This is a genomic window from Mycobacterium sp. 1081908.1, from assembly GCF_001673535.1.
GTDB lineage: Bacteria > Actinomycetota > Actinomycetes > Mycobacteriales > Mycobacteriaceae > Mycobacterium.
Genome location: NZ_LZLY01000108.1, coordinates 1 through 24,571, shown reverse-complemented (window position 1 = coordinate 24,571; position 24,571 = coordinate 1). Strand labels below are relative to the sequence as shown.

Sequence of the window (24,571 nt, the reverse complement as noted above, 5' to 3'; positions counted from 1 at the left end):
CCCGCCGACTTGCTGGACGCCGCACCGGATTTGAAGCTCGAGGTGGTGGACAGCGCGACGGTGCCCGGCGCCGCCGATGCCGAACAACCCGGCGTTCCCGCCTGCCCCGCCGGCGTGGCCCGCCGAGCCGGACCCGCCGGCCCCGCCGTTGCCCCACAGGATCCCGCCGTCCCCGCCGGCGGCCCCCGTTCCCGGCGCGCCGTTGGCGCCGTTTCCGATCAGCGGTCGACCCAGCGCCGCCTCGAACGGCGCATTGATCGCGCCCATCAAGGTCTGCTGGACGTTGGCGGCCTCGGCGCCGGCATACGACGCCGCGCCCCCGCTCAACAGCTGCACGAACTGCTGATGAAACGCGTCGGCCTCGGCGGTCAGCGCCTGATACGCCGCGGCGTGCGACCCGAACAGCGCGGCGATGGCCTCGGACACCTCATCGGCACCTGCGGCCAGCAGCCCCGTCGTCGGGCCCGCCGCGGCCGCGTTGGCCTCGCTGATCGCCGAACCGAGACGGCCCAAGTCGGAGGCCGCCGCTGACACTGCCTCCGGCAGCGCGATGACAAAAGACACGTCGTACCTCCAGCTCGGTGCAATACAGATGTATCGGGGTGGTAGGCACCATACAGTTGTATCGGATGTCGTGTGCGCGCTTTCCCGAAGCGTTTCGCTTTGTTTCCCGATTCGCCAAAATTCGCGGGCGTGGGGCGCCGTTCAGTGACTGATGTGACCACTGTGACCAGTGCGCCGGAGCGTGAACGCCAGGCAAATTTGAGGCGCACCGACACCCCTCGGGGAAGCCGGGCGCCGGCGATTTGACCGGTAGTCTGGCGCGCTGTGTACCTCAAGAGTCTGACGCTGAAGGGCTTCAAGTCCTTCGCTTCGCCGACGACTCTGCGCTTCGAGCCGGGCATCACCGCCGTCGTCGGGCCCAACGGCTCCGGCAAGTCCAACGTGGTCGACGCTCTGGCGTGGGTGATGGGGGAGCAGGGCGCAAAGACGCTGCGCGGCGGAAAGATGGAGGACGTCATCTTCGCCGGCACCTCGTCGCGGGCCCCGCTGGCCGGCGCCGAGGTGACCGTCACCATCGACAACTCCGACGACGCGCTGCCCATCGAATACTCCGAGGTGTCGATCACGCGCCGGATGTTCCGCGACGGCGCCAGTGAATACGAAATCAACGGCAGCAGTTGCCGTTTGATGGACGTCCAGGAGCTGCTGAGCGACTCGGGGATCGGCCGCGAGATGCATGTCATCGTCGGGCAGGGCAAGCTCGACGAGATCCTGCAGTCGCGACCCGAGGACCGCCGCGCCTTCATCGAGGAGGCCGCAGGCGTGCTCAAGCATCGCAAGCGCAAGGAAAAGGCGCTGCGCAAGCTCGACGCGATGCAGGCGAACCTGGCCCGGCTGTCCGACCTGACCACCGAGCTGCGCCGCCAGCTCAAACCGCTGGGCCGCCAGGCGGAGGTGGCCCGTCGCGCCCAGACCATTCAGGCCGACCTGCGCGACGCCAAGCTGCGGCTGGCCGCCGACGACCTGGTCAGCCGCCAGGTGGAGCGCGACGCGATCTTCGAGGCCGAGGCCCTGATGCGCCGCGAGCACGACGAGGCCGCCGCGCGGCTGGAGGTGGCGTCGCAGGAGCTGGCCGCGCACGAGACGGCGCTGGCCGAGCTCTCGGGGCGGGCCGAGTCCGTCCAGCACACCTGGTTCGGGCTGTCCGCGCTGGCCGAGCGCGTCGGCGATGCGGGCCGCATCGCCAGCGAACGCGCGCAGCATCTCGACGTCGAGCCCGTGACCACCGGCGACACCGACCCCGACGCGCTGGAGGCCGAGGCCCAGCAGGTGGAGGTGACCGAGCAGCGGCTGCTGGCCGAGCTGGCCGGCGCGCGCACCCGCCTGGACGCCGCCCGCGCCGCGTTGGCCGAGCGCGAGGCCGAGGCCGCCGAGGCCGACCGGGCCCACCTGGCGGCGGTCCGCGCGGAGGCGCACCGGCGCGAGGGCCTGGCGCGGCTGGCCGGCCAGGTGGAGACCATGCGGGCGCGCGTCGAATCGATCGACGACAGCGTGGCGCGGCTCTCGGAGCGCATCGAAGAGGCCGCCGCCCGCGCGCAGCAGACCCGCGCGGAGTTCGAGACCGTGCAGGCCCGCGTCGGGGAGCTGGACCAGGGCGAGGTGGGCCTCGACGAGCACCACGAGCGCACCGTGGCCGCGTTGCGGCTGGCCGGCGAACGCGTCGCCGAGCTGCAGGCCGCCGAGCGCGGCGCCGAGCGGGAAGTGGCGTCGCTGCGCGCCCGCATCGACGCGCTCTCGGTCGGGCTGGAGCGCAAGGACGGCGCTGCATGGCTCACGCAAAACCACGGCGGCACAGGGCTTTTCGGCCCGATCGCCAAGCTGGTCAAGGTGCGGTCCGGCTACGAGACGGCGCTGGCGGCGGTGCTCGGATCGGCGGCCGACGCGCTGGCCGCCGAGAGCTTCGGCGCGGCGCGTTCGGCGGTTGCCGCCCTCAAGCAGGCCGACGGCGGCCGCGCGGCCCTGGTGTTGGGCGACTGGCCGGCCGATCAGCCCGCGCCGCACGCCGCCCTGCCCGGCGGCGCCCTGTGGGCGCTCGATCTGGTCGAGGCGCCCCCGCGGCTGCGCGGCGCGATGACCGCCATGCTTTCCGGCGTCGCGGTCGTCAACGACCTCGGCGCCGCGCTGGACCTGGTCGCGGCGCGTCCCCAGCTGCGCGCGGTCACGCTCGACGGCGACCTGGTGGGCGCCGGCTGGGTGAGCGGGGGCTCCGACCGCAAGCTGTCCACGCTGGAGCTCACCTCGGAAATCGACAAGGCCGGCGCGGAACTGACGGCCGCGGAAGCTCAGGTGGAGCAGCTCAGCGCGGCCCTGTCCGGCGCGCTGACCGAGCAGATCGCCCGGCAGGACTCCGCCGAGCAGGCGCTGGCCGCCCTCAACGAATCCGACACGGCCATCTCGGCGATGTACGAGCAGCTGGGCCGGCTCGGGCAGGAAGCCCGGGCGGCCGAGGAGGAGTGGGCCAGGCTGCTGCGCCAGCGCGAGGAGGCCGAGGCGGGGCGCGCGCAGACCGTCGAAGAGGTCACCGCGCTGGAAACCCGGCTGCGCAACGCCCAGGAGACCCAGCTCGTGCAGGCGGCCGAACCCGCGAACCGCCTGCAGATCGCCGCCGCCGCCGAGAGCGCCCGCGGCGTGGAAGTGGAGGCCCGGCTGGCGGTCCGGACCGCCGAGGAGCGGGCCAACGCGGTGCGCGGGCGGGCGGACTCCTTGCGGCGCGCCGCCGCGGCCGAACGCGAGGCGCGGCTGCGGGCCCAGCAGGCGCGCGCGGCGCGGCTGCACGCGGCCGCCGCGGCGGGCGCCGTCGCCGACGCGGGCCGGTTGCTGGCGTCGCGGCTGGACCGGGTGGTCGACGCGGCATCGGCAATGCGCGACGCGCTGGTCGCCGAACGGCGGGAGCGCACGGCCGCGATGGCGACGGTGCGCGACGAGGTGAACGCGCTGAGCGCGCGGTTGACCAAGCTCACCGACTCGCTGCACCGCGACGAGGTGGCCAACGCCCAGGCGGCGATGCGCATCGAGCAGCTCGAGCAGATGGTGCTCGAGCAGTTCGGCATGTCGCCGGACGACCTGATCGCCGAGTACGGGCCGGAGAATCAGCTGCCGCCCACGGATCTCGAGATGGCCGAATACGAGCAGGCCAAGGAGCGCGGCGAGCAGGTTTTCGCGCCCGCCCCGATCCCCTACGACCGGGCCACCCAGGAGCGCCGGGCCAAGCGGGCCGAGAAAGAACTGGCCGAGCTGGGCAGGGTCAACCCGCTGGCGCTGGAGGAGTTCGCTGCGCTCGAGGAGCGCTACAACTTCCTGTCCACCCAGCTCGAGGACGTCAAGGCCGCCCGCAAGGACCTGCTCGACGTCATCGCCGACGTCGACGCGCGCATCCTGCAGGTCTTCAACGACGCGTTCATCGACGTCGAACGCGAATTCCGCGAAGTCTTCGCCGTGCTGTTCCCCGGCGGCGAGGGCCGCCTGCGGCTGACCGATCCGGGCGACATGCTCACCACCGGCATCGAGGTGGAGGCGCGTCCGCCCGGCAAGAAGATCACCCGGCTGTCTTTGCTGTCCGGTGGCGAGAAGGCGCTGACGGCGGTGGCCATGCTGGTCGCGATCTTCCGGGCCCGCCCGTCGCCGTTCTACATCATGGACGAGGTCGAGGCGGCGCTCGACGACACCAACCTGCGCCGGCTGATCAGCCTGTTCGAACTGCTGCGGGCCAAGTCGCAGATCATCATCATCACCCACCAGAAGCCCACGATGGAGGTCGCCGACGCGCTGTACGGCGTGACCATGCAGGGCGACGGCATCACCGCGGTGATCTCGCAGCGGATGCGTGGCCAGCAGGTGGAGCAGCTGGTCTCGAGCCCCACATAGACCAGACAAACGCTTCAGTGTGAGCTTCAGTGTGAGCTGACGGCTTTCCGCGTGTATTGACGGCGGGATTTCGGCGATTTCTCCGTCAATTCTCCGTCAATTCTCCGTCAATTCTCCGCCAAGGAGACACACCCGAGCGTCGGTTGACCCACTGCTGGAAGGATTGTCTGCGTGCCCCAAGGTCTTTGGATCGCGATCGCGGTCGCCGCCACCCTGGTCGTCATCGCCGCGCTGGTCCTGGGCCTGGTGCGGTACCGCCGCCGGCGGATCAGCCTGGCGCGGCCCGAACCTGGGGAACTCGACCGTTCCGGCGGCTACACCGCGTCCTCCGGCATCACGTTCAGCCGGACCCCGACACTCGACACCCCGACGCTCGACACCCCGACCCTCGACACCACGGGCCTGCCCGCGGTGGGCGACGACGCGACCGTCCCCCGCGACGCGCCGCGGCGCACGATCTCCGACGTCGAACTGCCGGAGCCCGAGACGCTCGCGCCACCGCCCGCGCCCGAGGCCGCGCCGCACGCGCCCGAGGCCACCGAGGCCGCCGAGATCGAGGCCATCGCCCCACCCGAAGGCCGGCTGGAGCGACTCCGCGGCCGGCTGGCCCGCTCGCAGAACGCGCTCGGCCGCAGCGTGCTCGGCCTGATCGGCGGCGGCGACCTGGACGAGGAATCCTGGCAGGACGTCGAGGACACGCTGTTGGTCGCCGACCTCGGCCCGGTCGTCGCCGAGTCGGTGATCACGCAGCTGCGCGGCCGGCTGGCCAGCGGCAGCGTGCGCACCGAGGCCGACGCGAAGGCCGTGCTGCGCGACGTCCTGATCAACGAGCTGCAACCCGGCATGGACCGCTCGATCCGGGCGCTGCCGCACGCCGACCACCCGTCGGTGCTGCTGGTCGTCGGCGTCAACGGCACCGGAAAGACGACGACCGTCGGCAAGCTGGCCCGGGTGTTGGTCGCCGACGGGCGCCGCGTCGTGCTGGGCGCGGCCGACACGTTCCGGGCCGCGGCCGCCGATCAGCTGCAGACCTGGGCCGCGCGGGTGGGCGCCGAGGTGGTGCGCGGCGCCGAGGGCGCCGACCCCGCCTCGGTGGCGTACGACGCGGTCGACAAGGGCATCGCGGCCGGCGCCGACGTCGTCGTCATCGACACCGCCGGGCGGCTGCACACCAAGGTCGGGCTGATGGACGAGCTGGACAAGGTCAAGCGGGTGGTGACCCGGCGCGCCGCGGTCGACGAGGTGCTGCTGGTGCTCGACGCCACCATCGGGCAGAACGGGCTGGCCCAGGCGCGGGTCTTCGCCGACGTCGTCGACATCACCGGCGCGGTGCTGACCAAGCTGGACGGAACGGCCAAGGGCGGCATCGTATTCCGCGTCCAACAAGAACTCGGGGTGCCGGTGAAGCTGGTCGGACTCGGCGAAGGTCCCGACGATCTGGCGCCGTTCGAACCCGCCGCATTCGTGGACGCCCTGCTCGGCTGAGGCCGCTTACACGCCCAGCGCGACGTTAATACCGCCGAAACATGGCGGCACCATCGCCGAAACAACAATTGCGCATGGTTCTCGCAGGCCACAGACGGACGTCTGACGGCCTTTCCTGTGCGACCGGAGGTGATAGCGCGTGGCATTCCCGCAATTGGGCCAACCCGATACGGGCGACACCGCCTGGATGTTGGCGAGTTCCGCTCTGGTGCTTTTGATGACGCCGGGCCTGGCCTTCTTCTATGGCGGCATGGTCCGTACCCGAAGCGTGCTCAACATGATCATGATGAGCATCAGCGCGATGGGCGTCGTCACCGTGCTGTGGGTGCTGTACGGCTACTCGATGTCGTTCGGCGACAGCAAGGGCGGGGTGGTCGGCAACCCGACCGACTACTGGGGCCTGGCGAAGCTCATCGGCGGGAACGCCGTCAAGGCGGATCCGTCGAAGGGCACCGCGCAAGTCGACATCCCGCTCGCCGGCACCATGCCGGCCACGGTCTTCGTGGCCTTCCAGCTGATGTTCGCGATCATCACCGTCGCCCTGATCTCGGGCGCGGTGGCGGACCGGCTGAAGTTCACCGCGTGGCTGGTGTTCGCCGGGCTGTGGGCGACGCTGGTCTACTTCCCGGTCGCGCACTGGGTGTTCGCGGCCGACGGCTTCGCCTCCGAGCACGGCGGCTGGATCAACAACAAGCTGCACGCGATCGACTTCGCAGGTGGAACGGCGGTCCATATCAACTCCGGTGTGGCGGGGCTGGCGCTGGCGATCGTGCTGGGCAAGCGCAAGGGCTGGCCGACGACGCTGTTCCGCCCGCACAACCTGCCGTTCGTCATGCTCGGCGCCGGGTTGCTGTGGTTCGGCTGGTTCGGGTTCAACGCCGGGTCGGCGACCAGCTCGAACGGCTCCGCCGGGTCGACGTTCATGACGACGACGATCGCGACGGCCACCGCCATGCTGGCGTGGCTGCTGACCGAGCGCATCCGCGACGGCAAGCCGACGACGCTGGGAGCGGCGTCGGGCATCGTCGCCGGGCTGGTCGCGATCACGCCGTCCTGCTCTTCGGTCAACGTGCTGGGAGCGATCGTGGTCGGCCTGGTGGCCGGCGTGGTGTGCGCGCTGGCGGTCGGGCTGAAGTTCAAGCTCGGCTTCGACGACTCGCTCGACGTGGTCGGCGTGCACATGATCGGCGGTCTGACGGGCACGCTGCTGGTGGGCCTGCTCGCCGCGCCGGAGAGCACGGCCATCAACGGCGTCGCCGGGGTGTCCAAGGGATTGTTCTACGGCGGCGGGTGGTCGCAGCTGGAGCGGCAGGCGGTCGGCGCGTTCGCCGTCCTGTTCTATTCCGGCATCGTGACGCTCATCTTGGCGCTGATCCTGAAGTACACCATCGGGCTGCGACTCGACCCCGAGGCGGAATCCTCGGGTATCGACGAGGCCGAGCATGCTGAGACCAGTTACGATTTCGGAGTGATCGGTGGCCAGGGGTCGGTGTTTGCGACGCGGGCCGTCGTGGACGACCGTAACGGTGCCGAGGTCGAGGAGAAAGTGGAGGCAGAGCAATCATGAAGCTGGTCACCGCGATCGTAAAGCCGTTCACCCTCGACGACGTCAAGACCAGCCTCGAAGAGGCGGGCGTCCTGGGGATGACGGTGAGCGAAATCCAGGGCTACGGGCGGCAGAAGGGCCACACAGAGGTCTACCGGGGTGCGGAATACTCGGTCGACTTCGTGCCCAAGGTGCGGATCGAGGTCGTCGTCGACGACTCCATCGTCGACAAGGTCGTGGACAGCATCGTCCGGGCGGCCCGCACCGGCAAGATCGGGGACGGCAAAGTCTGGGTGAGCCCCGTGGAAACCATCGTGCGGGTGCGCACGGGTGAACGCGGGACCGATGCCCTCTGACCTTGACCGTAGCTTGCTGATTCAGGCCGGACGGGCCGGGAGGGTATGAAAGAGGACCCACCCGGCCCGTCCGGGCCATCTGGATCGGGCACGGAAAACGGCTGCGGGGCAAGCGATTTGGTTGCCGCGCGGCGCCGGTTGCTGTCGGATGGGCGCGGGCTGGGGGCGGCCGAGCTGCGGCACGCCTGGCAGGATCTGCACGAGTCGTGGCTGACCGCCAAGGCGGACGAGATCGGCATCACCGACGCCAGCGGCTTCGCGATCGTCGGGATCGGTGGGCTGGGCCGCCACGAACTGCTGCCGTACTCCGATCTGGACCTGATGTTGTTGCACGACTACAAGTCCGCCGAGGTGCTGCAACAGGTAGCCGACAAGCTGTGGTATCCGTTGTGGGACGCCAACGTTCGGCTGGACCACAGCGTGCGAACGGTTCCCGGGGCGCTCGGCGTCGCCAACACCGACATGATCGCGGCCCTGGGCATGCTGGATGCCCGTCACATCGCCGGCGACGCGCGGCTGTCCGAGGAATTGATCGCGGGCGCAAGAAGGCAGTGGCGCAGCGCAATTCGCTCCCGAATGGGTGAGCTGATCGAAATCACGCAGGCCCGCTGGCAGCGCTGCGGCCGCATTTCGCAGCGCGCGGAACCGGACCTCAAATCGGGACGCGGCGGCCTTCGCGACGTCCAATTGCTCAACGCGCTCGGGGTGGCCCAGCTCATCGACCGCCACGGCATGGCCCGCCCGGAAACGCCGGGCGGTTCGCTCGACGAGGCCTACCTGACGCTGCTCGACGTGCGCACCGAGCTGCACCGGGTCTCGGGGCGCGGCCGGGACCAGCTGCTGGCCCAGTACGCCGACGAGATCAGCGCGGCCCTGCACATCGGTGATCGATTCGACTTGTCCCGCAAGCTGTCCGACGCGGGCCGCACCATCGCCTACCACGCGGAGACCGGGCTGCGGACCGCGGAAAACGCGTTGCCGCGCCGAGGCGTGTCGGCCCTGGTGCGGCGGCCCAAGCGCCGACCGCTGGACGAGGGTGTGGTCGAGTACGCGGGCGAGATCGTGCTCGCCCGCGACGCCGCACCCGAATCCGACGCCGGGCTGGTGCTGCGGGTCGCCGCGGCGTCGGCGGACACCGGGTTGCCGATCGGCGCCGCCACCCTGAGTCGCCTGGCCGCCGGCGCGCCCGAGATGCAAATCCCTTGGCCCAGTACGGCATTGGACGACCTTCTGGTCGTGCTCTCCGCGGGCCCCACCGCGGTGGCGACGGTCGAGGCGCTCGACCGCACCGGGCTGTGGGAACGGTTGGTGCCGGAATGGGCTGCGATCCGCGACCTTCCGCCCCGCGACGTCGCGCACAAGTGGACGGTGGATCGTCACGTCATCGAGACCACGGTCAACGCGGCGCCGCTGGCCACCCGCGTGGCGCGGCCCGATCTGCTCGCGCTGGGCGCGCTGCTGCACGACATCGGCAAGGGCAGGGGAGTCGACCACAGCGTGCTCGGGGCCGAGATGGCCCTCGAAATCGCGCCGCGGCTCGGAGTGTCGCCCAAAGACGCGGAGTTCCTGTCGAAGCTGGTCCGCCACCACCTGCTGCTGCCGGTGGCCGCGACGCGCAACGACCTCAACGACCCCAAGACGATCGAGGCCGTATCCGACGCGCTGGACGGCGATCCGCTCTTGCTGGAGGTGTTGCACGCGCTGACCGAGGCGGACTCGAAGGCGACGGGCCCCGGGGTGTGGAGTGACTGGAAGGCGTCCCTGATCGAGGACCTGGTGCGCCGCTGCCGGCTGGTGATGGCGGGCGAGCCGCTGCCGCAGGCCGAACCGACTGCGCCGCAATATCTTTCGCTTGCGGCCGACCGGGGGGTGCATGTGCGGATCGAGGCGGGCGGCGGTGAGCGCCTGAACCTGGCGATGATCGCGCCGGACCAGCGCGGACTGGTGTCGAACGCCGCCGCCGTGCTCGCCCTGAACTCGCTGCGCATCCATTCGGCGTCGGTCAACACGCACGAGGGCGCGGCGATCATCGAGTTCGTGGTGTCGCCGCTGTTCGGCTCGCCTCCCGAGGCGGGCCTGCTGCGCCAGCAGTTCACCAATGCGCTGGGCGGCGTCGACGTCCTCGGCACGCTGGAGAAGCGCGACACCGACGCCGCCAGCGCGGCGACCGAGCGGGCCGGCGAGGTCCAGGTCGGGGTGCCCGTCACGCGGTCGACCGCCCCGCCCCACATCCAGTGGCTGGACCCCGCGGCGTCCGGCCAGGCGCTGATCGAGGTCCGGGCCATGGACCGACTGGGACTGCTCGCGCTGCTGGCCCGGGCGCTGGAGCGCGCGGGTGCCGACCTCAGATGGGCCAAGGTGCACACGTTCGGGTCGACGGCGGCCGACGTGTTCTGCGTGGAGCTGCCCGACGAGCCCGACGCGCAGGCGGCGGTGGAGAAGCAGCTGATGGCGGTGCTGGGCGGCCTGGAGGCGTAGGCGCGTCTCACTGCTCGTCTTCGTCGGGTGGGTCGGGGTCGCCGTGCAGGAGTTCTTCGGGGTGGTGGGCGTGGTTGATTTCCGGTGGGCCGGTGCCGTCGGTCCAGGCGAGGCGGCCGGTGTCGGTGACGGTGGTGTGGTAGTCGCCGTTGCTGGCGCCGGCGTGGTCGCAGCCGCAGGCGAAGAAGAGCTTGTCGGCGTCGGTTTGCCCGCCGGCGGCCCAGTCGGGGGCGTGGTGCACCTCGCAGTGATAGCCGGGCACGAGGCAGTTGGGTCGGGTGCAGCCGCGGTCGCGGGCGTAGCAGATGAGGCGTTGGTCGGCGGTGGCGATGCGTTTTTGCCGGCCCGGGTAGAGCGGCCGGGCGGTGTGGTCGTCGAACACCGCCAGATAGTGAATCGCGTTGGCGGCCATGCGGATCAGGTCGGACATGGGCAGCCGGGACCCGCCACCGGTGCGCGCCGGGGCGGGCATGGCGAGGGTGGGATCCACGACGGCGTGGGCGGCCTGGTTGAGTTCGGCCAGGGTGGTGGTGACGACCACGGTGACCGGATGGCCGCGATGCGTTCCGAGCTGACCCGAGCCGATCGCGGTCTTCATCGCGAGTTTGAGGGCGTCGTGGCCGCGCTGGGCGGGGCTGCGCGTGTCGCGCTCCTCGGGCCCGTCGGGTTGGTGGCGTCCGGGGCGCACCGCGGCTTCGATGGCTTCGAAGTAGGCGCGGGCCTCGGGGTCGAGCAGCCCGGTTAGCCGGGACATGCCGTCGGGGCCTTGCGGGCCCAGGCGCAGCGAGCGGCGCCGCGCCCGGTCGTCATCGGTGAAGTGCCCGTCGGGGTTGAGGTAGTCGGCGACGCGCTTGCCCAGGCGGGTCACCACCCCAGAGTCCAGTTTCGTGGCGTGCTCGATCAGGACGCGTTCGGCCTCGTCCACGTCGGCCGGTGCCACGGCGGCGGGAAGAACATCGAGGGCGTGACAGATCACGCGGATGTGGTCCTCGCCGAGCGCGCCGGCCTCGACCGCGCCGGCCAGCGCCTCCAGCTCGGGCGGCAACGACGGCCCGGTCAGCGAGCGCCGCGGCCGAATCCGCGCGGCGAGTTTGAACCGGCGCGTCAGCTCCCCGGGGGTGATGCGCAGCCGCGCGCACAACCGTCCCCGCACCGCCGGGGCGGACTCGGCGCCGTCGGGGGGCTCGGCGATCTCACCGAAGAACCGGTACATCAACCCCCGATTGACCCGCTCCTGAGTTTCCAGCCGCTCGGCCACCGCGACGCGAAAGTCGTTGCCGACCAGATCCGACGAGGTCTCCCGCAGCGCGTCGTGGGCGGCATCGATCGCGTCCAGAGCGGCACCGATCCGCTCCCGCGCCACCTCCGCACCCACGAAACCCACACCGCAAATCTATCGAACAAACGTACGAATTCGGGCCTGCCGGCGGCAATCTGTGGATAAAACCGCAACTGTGGATAAGTCCGGCCGCCCCAGAACTACGAGTGCTCGGAGTTCAACTGCCTCAGCGCTTCGATGCGGGCCTGGATCTGGTCACGCGTCGCCGCGGCGATCGGCGGGCCGCCGCAGCGGCGGCGCAGCTCGTTGTGGATCCAGCCGTGCGGCTTGCCGGTGCGGTGGTGCGTCGCCGAGACCAGCGTGTTGAGCTCGCGGCGCAGGTCGCGCAGCTGGCCGTGCATCGAGGGCGCCGGGGTCGGCGCACCATTGGCGGCCCGCCTCTTGAGCTGCTCGTCCTGGCGCCGGTGTAGCAGTGCGCGCATCTGTTCGGCGTCGAGCAACCCGGGGATGCCGAGGTAGTCGGCCTCCTCCTCGCTGCCGGCCGGGGCGGCGGTGCCGAAGGACGACCCGTCGAAGATGACCTGGTCCAGCTCGGCGTCGGCGCCCAGCGAGGTGAAACCCGTGTCCGTTTCCGTCTTTTCGGTTTGCGTCCGCACGGCCGGATCACCGTCGAGGGGATCGGCGTCCGCGCGGTGCGGCTCGCCGAGCACGTGGTTGCGCTGGGCCTCCAGCTCGCTGGCCAGCTGCAGCAGGCTGGGCACCGACGGCAGGAAGATGCTCGCGGTCTCACCGGCCCGGCGCGACCGCACGAACCGGCCGATGGCCTGGGCGAAGAACAGCGGCGTCGAGGCGCTGGTGGCGTAGATGCCGACCGACAGCCGGGGGACGTCGACCCCCTCCGAGACCATCCGAACCGCGACCAGCCAGCGGCTGGTGCTTTCGGCGAATTCGGTGATCCGGGCCGACGACCCGGGGTCGTCGGACAGCACGACGGTCGGCGGCTCGGCGGTGAGCTTCGTCAGCAGGGCCGCGTACGCGCGGGCCGCGGTGCGATCGGAGGCGATGATCATGCCGCCGGCGTCGGGCACGTGGGCCCGCTTCTGGCGCAGCCGCTCGTCGGCGGCCGCGATCACCGCGGGCATCCATTCGCCGGCCGGGTCGAGCGCCGTGCGCCACGCGCGCGCGGTCTGCTCGGCGGACAGCGGCTCGCCCAGCCGCGCGGCGTGCTCCTCGCCGGCGCTGTCGCGCCAGCGGGCCTGCCCCGAATAGGCGAGGAACACCACCGGCCGGACCACGCCGTCGGCGAGGGCCTCGGTGTAGCCGTAGGTGTGGTCGGCCTGTGACCGCAGCACCCCGTCGCCGCCGGAGGTGTACGTGACGAACGGGATGGGGCTGTCGTCGCTGCGAAAAGGCGTGCCCGTCAACGCGAGCCGGCGGGTCGCGTCGCTGAAGGCCTCCCGGATGGCCTCGCCCCAGGTCTTGGCGTCACCGCCGTGATGGATCTCGTCGAAGATGACCAGGGTCTTGCGCTGCTCGGTGCGCACCCGGTGCAGCGTGGGGTGCGCGGCGACCTGCGCGTAGGTGACCATCACGCCGTGATACTCCGGCGAGGTCTGGGGGCTGGTGTTGGCGAACCTCGGGTCCAGCGCCAGGCCGTGCCGCTGTGCCGCCAACGCCCACTGCACCTTGAGGTGCTCGGTGGGCACCACGACCGTGACCTGGTCGACGGCGCGCTGTCCGAGCAGTTCGGTCGCAACCCGCAGCGCGAATGTCGTCTTACCGGAACCGGGGGTGGCGACGGCCAGGAAATCGCGCGGCTGCGCGGCCAGGTATTTGACCAGCGCCCGGCGCTGCCAGCCACGCAATGCCAAGCCGGTGTCGCTGCCCGCCTGCACCGAAACAGCTCCCCCCAAAGTTGCATCCTCGACACGGCCGGCTCGGTTCGGCGGCGGGTGTGAAATGTAGCATGCCAACGCTTTTCGGCGCAGCAGCGACGCTAACTAGTCAGCGTGGCGCGCCAGGTCGCGGCTTTCCAGCCACGTGTGGATTCGCTTGGCGACGTCGGCCCAGCCCGGTTCGAGCATCATGTTGTGACCCATCGGGAAGAACTCCGGCTCGGTCCGGTAGGCGCGCGCCGTGGCGCGCACCGAGCCGACGCTGACGAAGCCGTCGTGCACGGCGCCGAGCACGAGGATCGGGGTGGTGACGCGCTGGGTTTTGACCCGACGGAACATCGGGTCGGTCATCGCCGCGCGGATGCTCTCGGGCCCGGCGCGGTGCCAGCAGGATTCGACGATGTCCTGGGGCGTGTCCGCGCAGAAGAGGTACGCGCGGGCGAGTTTCGACGTGCGGAGGAACTTGACCAGCGTGGGGTCGTTGAACGAGTGCACGGTCATCCAGGGCCGCCGGCGCCAGACGCGCAGCGCCGCCCCGAGCACGCCCGACGGCGGCAGGGAGCCCACCAGCACCGCGGCCGGCGCCGCCCGGTCTTCCAGGTAGCGCTGGATCGTGTAGCCGCCCAGGGAGTGCCCGATCAGCACCGGCGCGCCGCCCAGGTCGTCGGCCACCGAACGGACGTCGTCGATGTAGTCCTCGATGCAAACCCTCGGCATCGGCTTGTCGGTGGGGCTGCCGCCGTGCCCGCGCAGGCTCATCGCGACCGCGCGGTAGCCCGCGTCGGCGAAGAAATCCAGGAAGTGCTCGTCCCAGCACCACGCGCCATGCCAGCCGCCGTGCACGAAGAGCAGCGGCACGGGGTGCGCGTCGGTGCACGAACCCTTGTCGATCACCTCGAGCATGAGCTGACTTTTCTTCGCTCGCGTCGCGGCGTCAAGCCCCTGCAGCCCCGCGAGCGTGCGGCCAGCCGCACCCTCGGCGCCGAATGTGCGGCCAGCCGCACGCTCGGCATTCAGGACACAGCCACTAGGCTGGCGGGGTGTTTGAATCGCTGTCCGACCGATTGACCGGTGCCCTGGCGGGGCTGCGGGGCAAGGGTCGTCTGACCGACGCCGACATCGAGGCCACCACCCGCGAGATCCGCCTGGCGCTGTTGGAAGCGGATGTGTCGTTGCCCGTGGTGCGGGCGTTCGTGGGCCGGATCAAGGAGCGCGCCAAGGGCGCCGAGGTCTCCGGCGCGCTGAACCCGGCGCAGCAGGTCGTCAAGATCGTCAACGAAGAACTGATCGGCATCCTGGGTGGCGAGACCCGCCAGCTGGCGTTCGCGAAGACGCCGCCGACGGTCGTGATGCTCGCCGGTTTGCAGGGTTCCGGTAAGACGACCCTGGCCGGCAAGCTGGCCGCCTGGCTGCGCGGACAGGGGCACACGCCGCTGCTGGTGGCGTGCGACTTGCAGCGGCCGGCCGCGGTGAACCAGCTGCAGGTCGTCGGCGAGCGCGCCGGGGTTCCGGTGTTCGCGCCGCACCCCGGGGCGTCCCCGGAGTCCGGGCCAGGCGACCCGGTCGCCGTCGCGGCGGCGGGGCTCGCCGAGGCCCGCGCCAAGCACTTCGACGTCGTCATCGTCGACACCGCGGGACGGCTGGGCATCGACGACGAGCTGATGGCGCAGGCCGCGGCCATCCGCGACGCCGTCGACCCCGACGAGGTGCTGTTCGTCCTGGACGCGATGGTCGGCCAGGATGCCGTCGCGACCGCCGAGGCGTTCGGCGCGGGGGTCGGCTTCACCGGCGTGGTGCTGACCAAGCTCGACGGCGACGCCCGCGGCGGCGCCGCGCTCTCGGTCCGCGAGGTCACCGGCGTCCCAATCCTTTTCGCCTCCAGCGGCGAGAAGCTCGAGGACTTCGACATCTTCCACCCGGACCGGATGGCCAGCCGCATCCTGGGCATGGGCGACGTGCTGACCCTGATCGAGCAGGCCGAGCAGGTCTTCGACGCGCAGCGCGCCGAGGAGGCCGCCGCCAAGATCGGCAGCGGCGAGCTGACGCTGGAGGACTTCCTCGAACAGATGCTGGCCATCCGCAAGATGGGTCCGATCGGCAACCTGTTGGGCATGCTGCCCGGCGCCGGCCAGATGAAGGACGCGCTGGCGGAGGTCGACGACCGCCAGCTCGACCGACTACAGGCCATCATCCGCGGGATGACGCCGCAGGAGCGCGCCGACCCGAAGATCATCAACGCCTCGCGGCGGCTGCGCATCGCCAACGGCTCCGGCGTGACGGTGGCGGAGGTCAACCAGCTGGTCGACCGCTTCTTCGAGGCCCGCAAGATGATGTCGTCCATGCTCGGCGGCATGGGCATCCCGGGTCTCGGCCGCAAGTCCGCGACCCGAAAAGGCAAAGCGGGCAAGGGCAAGAAGGGCAAGAAGGGCGGACGGGGCCCGACGCCGCCCAAGGCCCGCAACCCGCTCATGCAGGGCATGCCCGCCGGCTTCCCCGACCTGTCGCAGATGCCCAAGGGCCTCGACGAGCTGCCACCCGGCCTGGCCGACTTCGACCTGTCCAAGCTCAAGTTCCCCGGCAACCCGGGCAAGAACTAGCCGCCCGTGCGGATGCGCCTGCGGGGCCTGGAGCTGCCCGGCGAGACCGAGATCCAGCTGTGGGTCGTCGACGGCCGCATCAGCACCGAACCGGTCGCGGGCGCCGACACCGTGTTCGACGGCGGCTGGATCGTGCCCGGGCTGGTGGACGCGCACTGTCACGTCGGGCTCGGCGACGACGGCGAGATCCCGATCGAAGAGGCCATCGGCCAGGCCGAGACCGAACGCGACGCCGGCGCGCTGCTGCTGCGGGACTGCGGCGCCCCGACCGACACCCGCAGCCTCGACGACCGCGACGACCTGCCCCGCATCATCCGGGCCGGCAAGCACCTGGCCAGGCCCAAGCGCTACTCGCGGGGCTTCGCCGACGAACTCGAGGACGAAGCCCAGCTGCCCGACGCGGTGGCCCGCGAGGCGCGGCGCGGCGACGGCTGGGTCAAGCTGGTCGGCGACTGGATCGACCGCGGCGTCGGCGACCTGGCCCCGCTGTGGTCCGACGACGTGCTCAAGGCCGCGATCGACGCCGCGCACGCCCACGGCGCCCGGGTCACCGCGCACGTCTTCAGCGAGGACGCGCTGCCCGGCCTGATCAACGCCGGCATCGACTGCATCGAACACGGCACCGGCCTCACCGACGACACCATCGCCCTGATGCTCGAGCAGGGGACCGCGCTCGTCCCCACGCTGATCAACACCCTGGAAAACTTCGAAGGCATCGCCGACTCCGCGGCGCGCTACCCGGCCTACGCCGCGCACATGCGCGACCTGCACGCCCGCTGCCGGGCGCGCACGGCCGCGGCGCGCGAGGCGGGCGTGCCGATCTACGCCGGCAGCGACGCCGGCAGCATGATCGCGCACGGGCGGATCGCCGACGAGGTCGAGGCCCTCAAGAGCATCGGGATGAGCCCGACCGAGGCGTTGGGCGCGGCGTGCTGGGACGCCCGTCGCTGGCTGGGCCGGCCCGGCCTCGATCACGGCGCGTCGGCCGACCTGTTGTGTTACTCCGAGGACCCCAGACACGGCCCCGCCGTGCTGAACCGGCCGGACCTGGTGATATTGCGCGGCAAGGTCTTTCGGCCACGTGGCTAGGCGCGCGCGGCGCCCCGATCGTGGCTAGGATCGCGTGATGGCGTTGGCCAGCGGCGCGACCTTCGCCGGTTACCTGGTCGCGCGGAGGCTGGGTTCTGGAGCGACTGGTGCGGTCTATCTTGTCCAGGACCCCCGTTCGTCGCGCTGGCAGGCGTTGAAGGTCCTGGCGCCGTGGTTGTCGACGGATGGCGAGTTCCGCCGGCGATTTTGGGCGGAGAACCCGATCGCGACCAACCTCTATCACCCGAACATCGTCGAGGTCCGGGACCGCGGCGAGTTCGACGACGAGCTGTACGTCGCGATGGAGTACGTCGAGGGCATCAACGCCGCGCGGCTGATCGCCGATCGATTCCCGGCCGTCTCGCCCGCGGGCGAGGTGCTTTCCATCGTGACCGCCGTCGCCGACGCGCTCGACTACGCGCACAAGCGCGGGCTGCTGCATCGCGACGTCAAGCCCGCCAACGTCTTGCTGATGGGCCGCGGCGAAGGCGAGCAACGGACCCTGTTGACCGACTTCGGCATCGCCGGCCGGCTCGGCACGGTCGGCTACGCCGCGCCCGAACTGGCGGGCGCCGGCGCCGACGGCCGCGCCGACCAGTACGCGCTGGCGGCCACCGCGTTCCACCTGTTGGCCGGGGCGCCGCCGCCACCCGGCACCGCGCTCAGCGACCTGCGCCCGGAATTAGCGGGCCTGGACGGCGTGTTCACCCGGGCGCTCGCGACCAGCGCCGCCGACCGGTTCGAGACCTGCCTCGCGTTCGCCGAGGCGCTGAACGAGCAGGCCGGCGTGCGTAGCCGAGACCGCAGCCCCGAGGCCGTCCTGGTGGCCGAGTACCCGGCCTACTCCTGCCCGCTCCCGCCCGCGGCCCCGCTGGCCGACCGCCCCGACGACGTCGTGGTGGATCTCGCCGCGGACCCCGACGCGGCCAAGCCCGCGGTGGCCGCACCGAAGCGGCACCGCCGCCGCCGGGTCGTCCTGGGCGCGGCGGCGGTCGTGGTCGTCGCGGGGCTGCTCGCCGTCGGCTTCTTCGCCGGGCGCAAGACCGACGCGACCGCCGCCCCGGCGGCCCGCCCGACGGAGAGCGCGCCGGCCCCCCTCGACGGCACGTACCGCCTCGAGGTGCAGCGCACCCGGCAGACGTTCAACCTCACGCCCGACCCCCAACCGCCCGACGTGAGCACCTGGTGGGCCTTCCGCTCGTCGTGCGCGCCCGCCTCCTGCACCGCCGTCGGCGCCCCGCTGGACGACACCGACCACACGCAGCCGAAGGCATCCGTCGCCGCGCCGGTCGTGTTGGAGTTCCGCGACGGCCGTTGGCTGTCGCGCCCGGAAAAGGGAACATTCCCCTGCGTCGGGGGGAACGGGACCGAACGGACGCAGGCCACGACGCAGGTGCTGTCGCTGCGGCCGCGCCCGCAGGGCGGCCTCGCCGGCGAGATGACCGTCACCGTGCAAAGCAACGAATGTGGCCAGCAGGGCGCGGTGCTTCGGGCTCCCGCGGTGGCCACCCGTGGCGGCGACGTGCCGCCCGGTGTGACGGTGCCCGACCCCCCTCGCTGACTTGACCAGGCATTTTCTCGCGACCAGACGCGCCGTCAGAAAAGATTGCGAGCACTTGCTATCTATGTTACGGTTCTTGGCAACCCGACGACCTTGGAGGCAACGGTGACCTACGACGTGATCATTCGCGACGGACTGTGGTTCGACGGCACGGGCCGCGCGCCGCGGACTCGCACGCTCGGCATCCGCGACGGCGTGGTGGCCACCGTGTCCCGCACGCCGCTGGACGAGACCGGTTGCGCCGAGGTGATCGACGCCGCCGGCAAGTGGATCGTGCCGGGCTTCATCGATGTGCACACCCACTACGACGCCGAGGTGCTGCTGGACCCCGGGCTGCGGGAGTCGGTGCGCCACGGCGTCACGACCGTGCTGCTGGGCAACTGCTCGCTGTCGACGGTGTACGCCGATTCCGAGGACGCGGCCGACCTGTTCAGCCGGGTCGAGGCCGTGCCCCGCGAATACGTCTACGGCGCTTTGGATTCCACCAAGACGTGGTCGACGGCCGCGGACTATATCCGGGCGCTCGACGCGCTGCCGCTGGGGCCGAATGTCGGCTCGCTGCTTGGTCATTCGGACCTGCGGACCGCGGTGCTGGGGCTGGATCGGGCCACCGACGACACGGTTCGGCCCACCGACGCCGAGCTGGACAAGATGGCGGCGCTGCTGGAGGAGGCGCTCGACGGCGGGATGCTCGGCATGTCCGGCATGGACGCGGCCATCGACAAGCTCGACGGCGACCGCTTCCGGTCGCGCGCCCTCCCGTCCACCTTCGCGACGTGGCGGGAGCGGCGCCGGCTGATCAAGGTGCTGCGCAAGCGCGGCCGGATGCTGCAGAGCGCCCCCGACGTCGAGAACGCGACGTCCGCGCTGATGTTCTTTTTGACCAGCAGCCGGATCTTCGGTCGCGGCAAGGGTGTTCGGATGAGCATGCTGGTGTCGGCGGACGCCAAGTCCATGCCGCTGGCCGTGCACACCTTCGGGCTCGGCACTCGCCTGCTGAACAAGGTCCTGGGCTCGAGCGTGCGGTTCCAGCACCTGCCGGTCCCGTTCGAGCTGTACTCCGACGGCATCGATCTGCCGGTCTTCGAGGAGTTCGGCGCCGGGACGGCCGCCCTGCACCTGCGCGACCAACTGGAACGCAACGAGCTGCTGGCCGACAGGGAGTACCGCCGCAAGTTCCGGCGCGAGTTCGACCGGATCAAGCTCGGCCCGTCGCTGTGGCACCGTGACTTCCACGACGCGGTGATCGTCGAGTGCCCTGATAAGTCGTTGATCGGCAAGAGCTTTGGCGCGATCGCCGACGAGCGCGGGCTGCACCCGCTCGACGCGTTCCTCGACGTGCTCGTCGAGAACGGTGAGCGCAACGTCCGGTGGACCACCATCGTGGCCAACCACCGGCCCAAGCAGCTCAACAAGCTGGCCGCCGAGCCCAGCGTCCACATGGGCTTCTCCGACGCCGGGGCGCACCTGCGCAACATGGCGTTCTACAACTTTCCGCTCAAGATGCTCAAGCGCACCCGCGACGCCCACCGCGCCGGCGCGCCGTTCATGTCGACCGAACATGCGGTGCACCGGCTGACCGGCGAACTGGCGGAGTGGTTCGGCATCGATGCCGGCACGCTGCGCGAGGGCGACCGCGCGGACTTCGTCGTGATCGACCCGGCCGGCCTGAACGAGTCGGTGGACGGCTACCACGAGGAAGAGGTGCCGTTCTACGGCGGCCTGCGGCGCATGGTCAATCGCAACGACGACGCCGTCGTCGCGCGCGGCGTCGGCGGCGCCGTCGTCTTCGGAAAGGGCGAGTTCCGCGAGGGCTACGGACACACGGTGAAGTCGGGGCGCTACCTGCGGGCGGGGGAGCGGCAGCGGGGCGCAACCGCCGTCAAAGTCGGGGCCTGAGATGGCCAGGACGCAGCAGCAGCGTCGAGAGGAAACCGTCGGGCGGCTCCTCGAGGCGTGCGTCGACACCATCATCGAGGTCGGCTACGCCCGCGCGTCGGCCGCGGTGATCACCAAGCGCGCGGGGGTCTCCGTCGGCGCCCTGTTCCGCCACTTCGAGACCATGGGCGACTTCATGGCGGTCACCGCGTCCGAGGTGTTGCGCCGGCAGCTGGAGTCGTTCACCAAGCGCGTCGCTGAAATTCCGGCCGACCAGCCCGCGCTCGAAGCCGCCCTGGCGATCCTGCGGGACATCACCGCCGGCCCGACCAACGCCGTGATCTACGAACTGCTGATCGCCGCGCGCACCGACGAAAAGCTCAGGGAGACAATGCAACACGAGCTGGGGCAGTACTCGGCGAAGATCCACGACGCCGCGCGGGCGCTGCCCGGCGCCGAGGGGTTCCCGGAGGACACGTTCCCGGTCGTCGTGGCGCTGATGACCAACGTGTTCGACGGGGCCGCGGTGGTGGAAGGCGTTCTGCCGCAACCACACATCGCGGAGCGGCGGATCCCGGTGCTGACCGCGCTGCTGAACGCGGCGCTGCCGCAATAGCCGGGTACTAAAGCGAGCCGATGCCCGTCTCGGGGTTCAGCGCGAAGCCCCAGTCGAACAGGCTGCCGGCCTGGTCCCAGTACGTCGGTCCGCCGGCTTTCACCAGCCCGTACATCATCGCGATCACCAGCCGGCGCCCACCGCGGGCGGCGGCGCCGACGAAGGTCTTGCGCGCGGCGTCGGTGAAGCCCGTCTTGCCGCCGATGGCGCCGGGATAGCGCTGTAACAGCTCGTCCTGGTTGGTGATCGGCTCGTCGCCGTGGTCGCCGGGGAACATCGCCGACGGCTCGGCGGTGATGTGCGCGAACACCGGGTTGGCCATCGCGGCCCGGAAGATGACGGCCAGGTCGTGCGCCGTCGACGCCCCCGACCCACCCGGCCCGTCCAGCCCGGAGGGCGTCGCGGCAAAGGTGCTCGTCGCCCCCAGGGACGCGGCCTTCGCGTTCATCTTGGCCACGGTGGCGTCCGGGCCGCCCAGCAGGTGCGCCAGGGTGTTGGCCGCGTCGTTGCCGGAAACCAGCAGCAGCCCGTCCAGCAATTGGCGCGCGGTATAGGTCCGGCCGGGCTTGATGCCGACGCAGTTGCACTCGACCTGGGTGTCGGCGACGTCGGCGACGACGGTGGAGTCCAGGCTCACCTGGTCCAGGGCCACCAGCGCCAACAGCACCTTGATGGTGCTGGCGGGCGGGTGGGGCACGCTCGCGTCGCGGGCGGCCAGCACCTGACCGCTGTCCAGGTCCGCCACGATCCAGGTCTGCGCCGGGCCGTCGGGGATGGGCACCGAACCGATCGGCTGCGTGCTGTCGGCCGAGGCGGGCGTCGCTCCCGCGACGGCACCGGCCGCCAGCAGGGCGCTGATCGCGGCCATGAGCTTTCGCATGGCCGCACAGTTTAACTTCCGGGCTTGGGCCAGGGCTATTTCCGGGTTTCGAGAACGGCCGTGCCGCGTTCCCAATCCGGCTAGCGTTGGCGCTCGACGTTTCGGTCCGGTGATTCGCTGATCGCCTGGGTTGGAGGACAGTGATGTCGTACGTGGTGGCGGCCCAGGAGGCGGTGTCCTCGGCGGCTTCGGACCTGGCCGGTATCGGCGCGTCGATCAGCGCGGCCAATTCGGCGGCCTCGGCCCCGATCACGCGGGTGGCCGCCGCGGCCCAGGACGAGGTGTCGGCCGCCATCGCGTCGCTGTTTTCTGGCCAGGGCCAACAGTTCCATGCGCTCACCACTGAGGCGGCGGCGTTTCATGCCCAGTTCGTTCAGGCGTTGACCAGCGCGAGTCGTTCGTATGCGGCCGCCGAAGCGGCCAACGCCAACCCGTTGCAGACCCTGCAGCAAGACCTGATGGCCGCGATCAACGCGCCGACCGATGCGCTGTTGGGCCGCCCGCTGATCGGTGACGGCGCCAACGGGATAGCGGGCGGCACCCTGGCGCAAGCCAATGGCGCTCCCGGCGGGATCCTCTTCGGCAATGGTGGCGCCGGCGCGACCGACGCGGCCGGGCAGGGCGGCGCCGGCGGCGCCGCCGGGCTGATCGGTGCCGGGGGCGCCGGCGGCTCGGGAGCCAACGGCGGTGCCGGCGGTCGCGGCGGAGTCGGCGGACTGCTGGCGGGCAACGGCGGCGCGGGCGGCGCCGGTGGTGCCGCCACCGCCGGCGCCGACGGCGGGATGGGTGGGGCCGGCGGGCACGCGGGCTTCTTCGGCAATGGCGGGGCCGGCGGAGGTGGCGGTGCCGGCGGCGACGCGACCGTCGCCGGCGGCAACGGCGGGGCCGGCGGAGGTGGCGGGGCCGGCGGTCGCGGCGGGTACCTCGTCGGCGATGGCGGGCGCGGCGGTAACGGTGCGGTCGGCGGAGGTGGCGGGGCGGTCAGCGGCGGCACCGTCTTATCCGGCGACATCGGCGGGGCGGGCGGCGCCGGCGGTGCCGGCGGCGGCGCTGGCCCTCTCGGCCACGGCGGTAACGGCGGTGGGCGGGACCGGTGGCGCCGGCGGGACCGTCACCGGCAGCACCGTCTACTCCGGCGACATCGGCGGGGCGGGCGGGGCCGGCGGTGCCGGCGGCCTGGCCCTCTTCGGCCACGGCGGTAACGGCGGTGCCGGCGGGACCGGTGGCGCCGACGGGACCGTCACCAACAGCACGGTCTCCTCGGGCGCCAACGGCGGAGCCGGCGGCAACGGCGGAGCGGGCAACGTCGCCGCGATCTGGGGCAACGGCGGTGACGGCGGTGCCGGCGGCGACGGCGGAGCCGGCGGGACCGTCACCAACAGCACCGTCGTGTCCGGCGACACCGGTGGTGCCGGCGGCGCGGGCGGCGTGGGCAACCTTGGCGGGTGGGTCAATAACGGCGGTAACGGCGGCGCCGGCGGTAACGGCGGCGAGGCCGGGGCCATCACCGGCGGTTCCCACGTCACCACGGGCGACCTGGGCGGTGCCGGTGGTGCCGGCGGTGCCGGCAGCCTTCCCGGGTTTGTCGGCAACGGCGGTGCCGGTGGTGCCGGCGGTCACGGCGGCGACGCCGGGGCCGTCACGGGGTCCGACGTCACCACGGGCGACGTGGGCGGTGCGGGCGGAAACGGCGGCACCGGCAGCCGCCTCGGGTATTTCGGGAGCGGCGGCGCCGGTGGTGCCGGCGGTCACGGCGGCGACGCCGGGGCGGTGAGCGCATCCAGCATCGTCTCCACCGGCGACAACGGCGGTGCCGGCGGTGCCGGCGGAACCGGGGCCGGCGGCTCGGGCGGCGTCTTCACCTCGGCCGGCCATGGCGGAAACGGCGGCGCCGGCGGGAACGCCGGCACCGTCACCGACAGCACCGTGCACTCCGGCGACAACGGCGGCTCCGGCGGCGCCGGCGGGGACGTCTTGACCGGCCATGGCGGCGACGGCGGCAATGGCGGGGCCGGCGGGGCCGGCGGGGCGGTCACCAACAGCACCGTCGGCGTCGGCGACGACGGCGGGGCCGGCGGGTACGGCGGCACCGGCAACATCGGCGGGAATTTAGGCAGCGGCGGTAACGGTGGCGCCGGCGGTGCCGGTGGGGCGGCCGGGGCCGTCGGGGCGTCCAGCGTGGTCGCCACGGGAGACAACGGTGGGACCGGTGGGGCCGGCGGCCGCGGCAACATAGCCGGGTACGTCGGCAACGGTGGTACCGGTGGGGCCGGTGGGGCCGGTGGCGCGGCCGGCGCCGTGAGCGGAAGCAGCACCGTCACCACCGGCGACGACGGCGGTGCCGGCGGGGCCGGCGGCGCCGGCAGCACGGCCGGGTTTTCCGGTAACGGCGGCGATGGCGGGGCCGGCGGCGCCGGCGGTGCCGGCGGCAACGGCGGCAACGGGGCTGGTGGGGCAACCGGTTCATTCTTCTCGCCTGCCGG

14 protein-coding genes and 3 pseudogenes are annotated in these 24,571 nt (G+C 71.7%); 11 read left to right on the top strand and 6 right to left on the bottom strand.

Going from position 1 to position 24,571, the window contains the following annotated elements:
* Window positions 1-63: 63 nt before the first annotated feature.
* Window positions 64-267: pseudogene (locus A5655_RS28800) on the bottom strand (PGRS repeat-containing protein); the annotation flags it as partial.
* 75 nt (window positions 268-342) lie between these two features.
* Window positions 343-534: pseudogene (locus A5655_RS28795) on the bottom strand (PE family protein); the annotation flags it as partial.
* A 294-nt stretch (window positions 535-828) separates the two neighbouring features.
* Here A5655_RS28795 and smc point away from each other — a divergent pair.
* The 5 genes from smc to A5655_RS17765 all read left to right on the top strand — a co-directional run bounded on the left by smc (window position 829) and on the right by A5655_RS17765 (window position 10,293).
* Window positions 829-4,428, top strand: a complete 3,600-nt coding sequence (smc, locus tag A5655_RS17785; protein ID WP_067012150.1) for a chromosome segregation protein SMC — start codon at window positions 829-831, stop codon at window positions 4,426-4,428.
* 171 nt (window positions 4,429-4,599) lie between these two features.
* Window positions 4,600-5,913: a signal recognition particle-docking protein FtsY gene (gene ftsY, locus A5655_RS17780; protein ID WP_067012148.1), complete on the top strand. Its 1,314-nt coding sequence runs from the start codon at window positions 4,600-4,602 to the stop codon at window positions 5,911-5,913.
* Between the two features lie 187 nt (window positions 5,914-6,100).
* Window positions 6,101-7,480, top strand: coding sequence for an ammonium transporter (locus tag A5655_RS17775; protein WP_067012152.1), 1,380 nt, complete (start codon window positions 6,101-6,103; stop codon window positions 7,478-7,480).
* Entirely contained in the window at window positions 7,477-7,815 is a 339-nt protein-coding gene (gene glnB, locus A5655_RS17770) for a nitrogen regulatory protein P-II (protein ID WP_066909426.1), read from the top strand. The genes A5655_RS17775 and glnB overlap by 4 nt, the downstream gene beginning before the upstream one ends.
* A 45-nt stretch (window positions 7,816-7,860) precedes the next feature.
* Window positions 7,861-10,293, top strand: a complete 2,433-nt coding sequence (locus A5655_RS17765) for a [protein-PII] uridylyltransferase (RefSeq protein WP_082978726.1) — start codon at window positions 7,861-7,863, stop codon at window positions 10,291-10,293.
* A 7-nt stretch (window positions 10,294-10,300) separates the two neighbouring features.
* Here A5655_RS17765 and A5655_RS17760 read toward each other — a convergent pair whose 3' ends face one another.
* The 3 genes from A5655_RS17760 to A5655_RS17750 all read right to left on the bottom strand — a co-directional run bounded on the left by A5655_RS17760 (window position 10,301) and on the right by A5655_RS17750 (window position 14,370).
* On the bottom strand, window positions 10,301-11,668 hold the full coding sequence (locus A5655_RS17760) for a 13E12 repeat family protein (RefSeq protein ID WP_156764913.1): 1,368 nt from the start codon (window positions 11,666-11,668) through the stop codon (window positions 10,301-10,303).
* A 104-nt stretch (window positions 11,669-11,772) separates the two neighbouring features.
* The gene (locus tag A5655_RS17755; protein WP_067012142.1) at window positions 11,773-13,485 is read right to left on the bottom strand and encodes a DEAD/DEAH box helicase; all 1,713 of its coding nucleotides are present in this window, start codon (window positions 13,483-13,485) and stop codon (window positions 11,773-11,775) included.
* Window positions 13,486-13,572: 87 nt separating this feature from the next.
* Window positions 13,573-14,370, bottom strand: a complete 798-nt coding sequence (locus A5655_RS17750; protein ID WP_067012140.1) for an alpha/beta hydrolase — start codon at window positions 14,368-14,370, stop codon at window positions 13,573-13,575.
* 137 nt (window positions 14,371-14,507) lie between these two features.
* Between A5655_RS17750 and ffh the strand changes: the two genes are divergently transcribed.
* The 5 genes from ffh (at window position 14,508) to A5655_RS17725 (ending at window position 21,208) form a co-directional block, all read left to right on the top strand.
* A complete protein-coding gene (gene ffh, locus A5655_RS17745) occupies window positions 14,508-16,064 on the top strand; it encodes a signal recognition particle protein (protein WP_067012138.1) in 1,557 nt (518 codons plus the stop codon).
* 12 nt (window positions 16,065-16,076) lie between these two features.
* A complete protein-coding gene (locus tag A5655_RS17740) occupies window positions 16,077-17,153 on the top strand; it encodes an amidohydrolase family protein (protein WP_156764912.1) in 1,077 nt (358 codons plus the stop codon).
* Window positions 17,154-17,190: 37 nt separating this feature from the next.
* Window positions 17,191-18,714, top strand: a complete 1,524-nt coding sequence (locus A5655_RS17735; RefSeq protein ID WP_067012134.1) for a serine/threonine-protein kinase — start codon at window positions 17,191-17,193, stop codon at window positions 18,712-18,714.
* Between the two features lie 93 nt (window positions 18,715-18,807).
* On the top strand, window positions 18,808-20,613 hold the full coding sequence (locus tag A5655_RS17730; protein WP_067012132.1) for an amidohydrolase family protein: 1,806 nt from the start codon (window positions 18,808-18,810) through the stop codon (window positions 20,611-20,613).
* Window position 20,614: 1 nt separating this feature from the next.
* The gene (locus A5655_RS17725) at window positions 20,615-21,208 is read left to right on the top strand and encodes a TetR/AcrR family transcriptional regulator (protein ID WP_067012130.1); all 594 of its coding nucleotides are present in this window, start codon (window positions 20,615-20,617) and stop codon (window positions 21,206-21,208) included.
* A 7-nt stretch (window positions 21,209-21,215) separates the two neighbouring features.
* Here the strand turns inward: A5655_RS17725 and A5655_RS17720 are convergent, their stop codons facing one another.
* Window positions 21,216-22,088: a D-alanyl-D-alanine carboxypeptidase family protein gene (locus A5655_RS17720; RefSeq protein WP_067012128.1), complete on the bottom strand. Its 873-nt coding sequence runs from the start codon at window positions 22,086-22,088 to the stop codon at window positions 21,216-21,218.
* A gap of 143 nt (window positions 22,089-22,231) precedes the next feature.
* On the opposite strand from A5655_RS17720, the pseudogene A5655_RS29425 reads away from it, so the two are divergent.
* Window positions 22,232-24,571, top strand: a pseudogene (locus A5655_RS29425) (PE family protein); the annotation flags it as partial.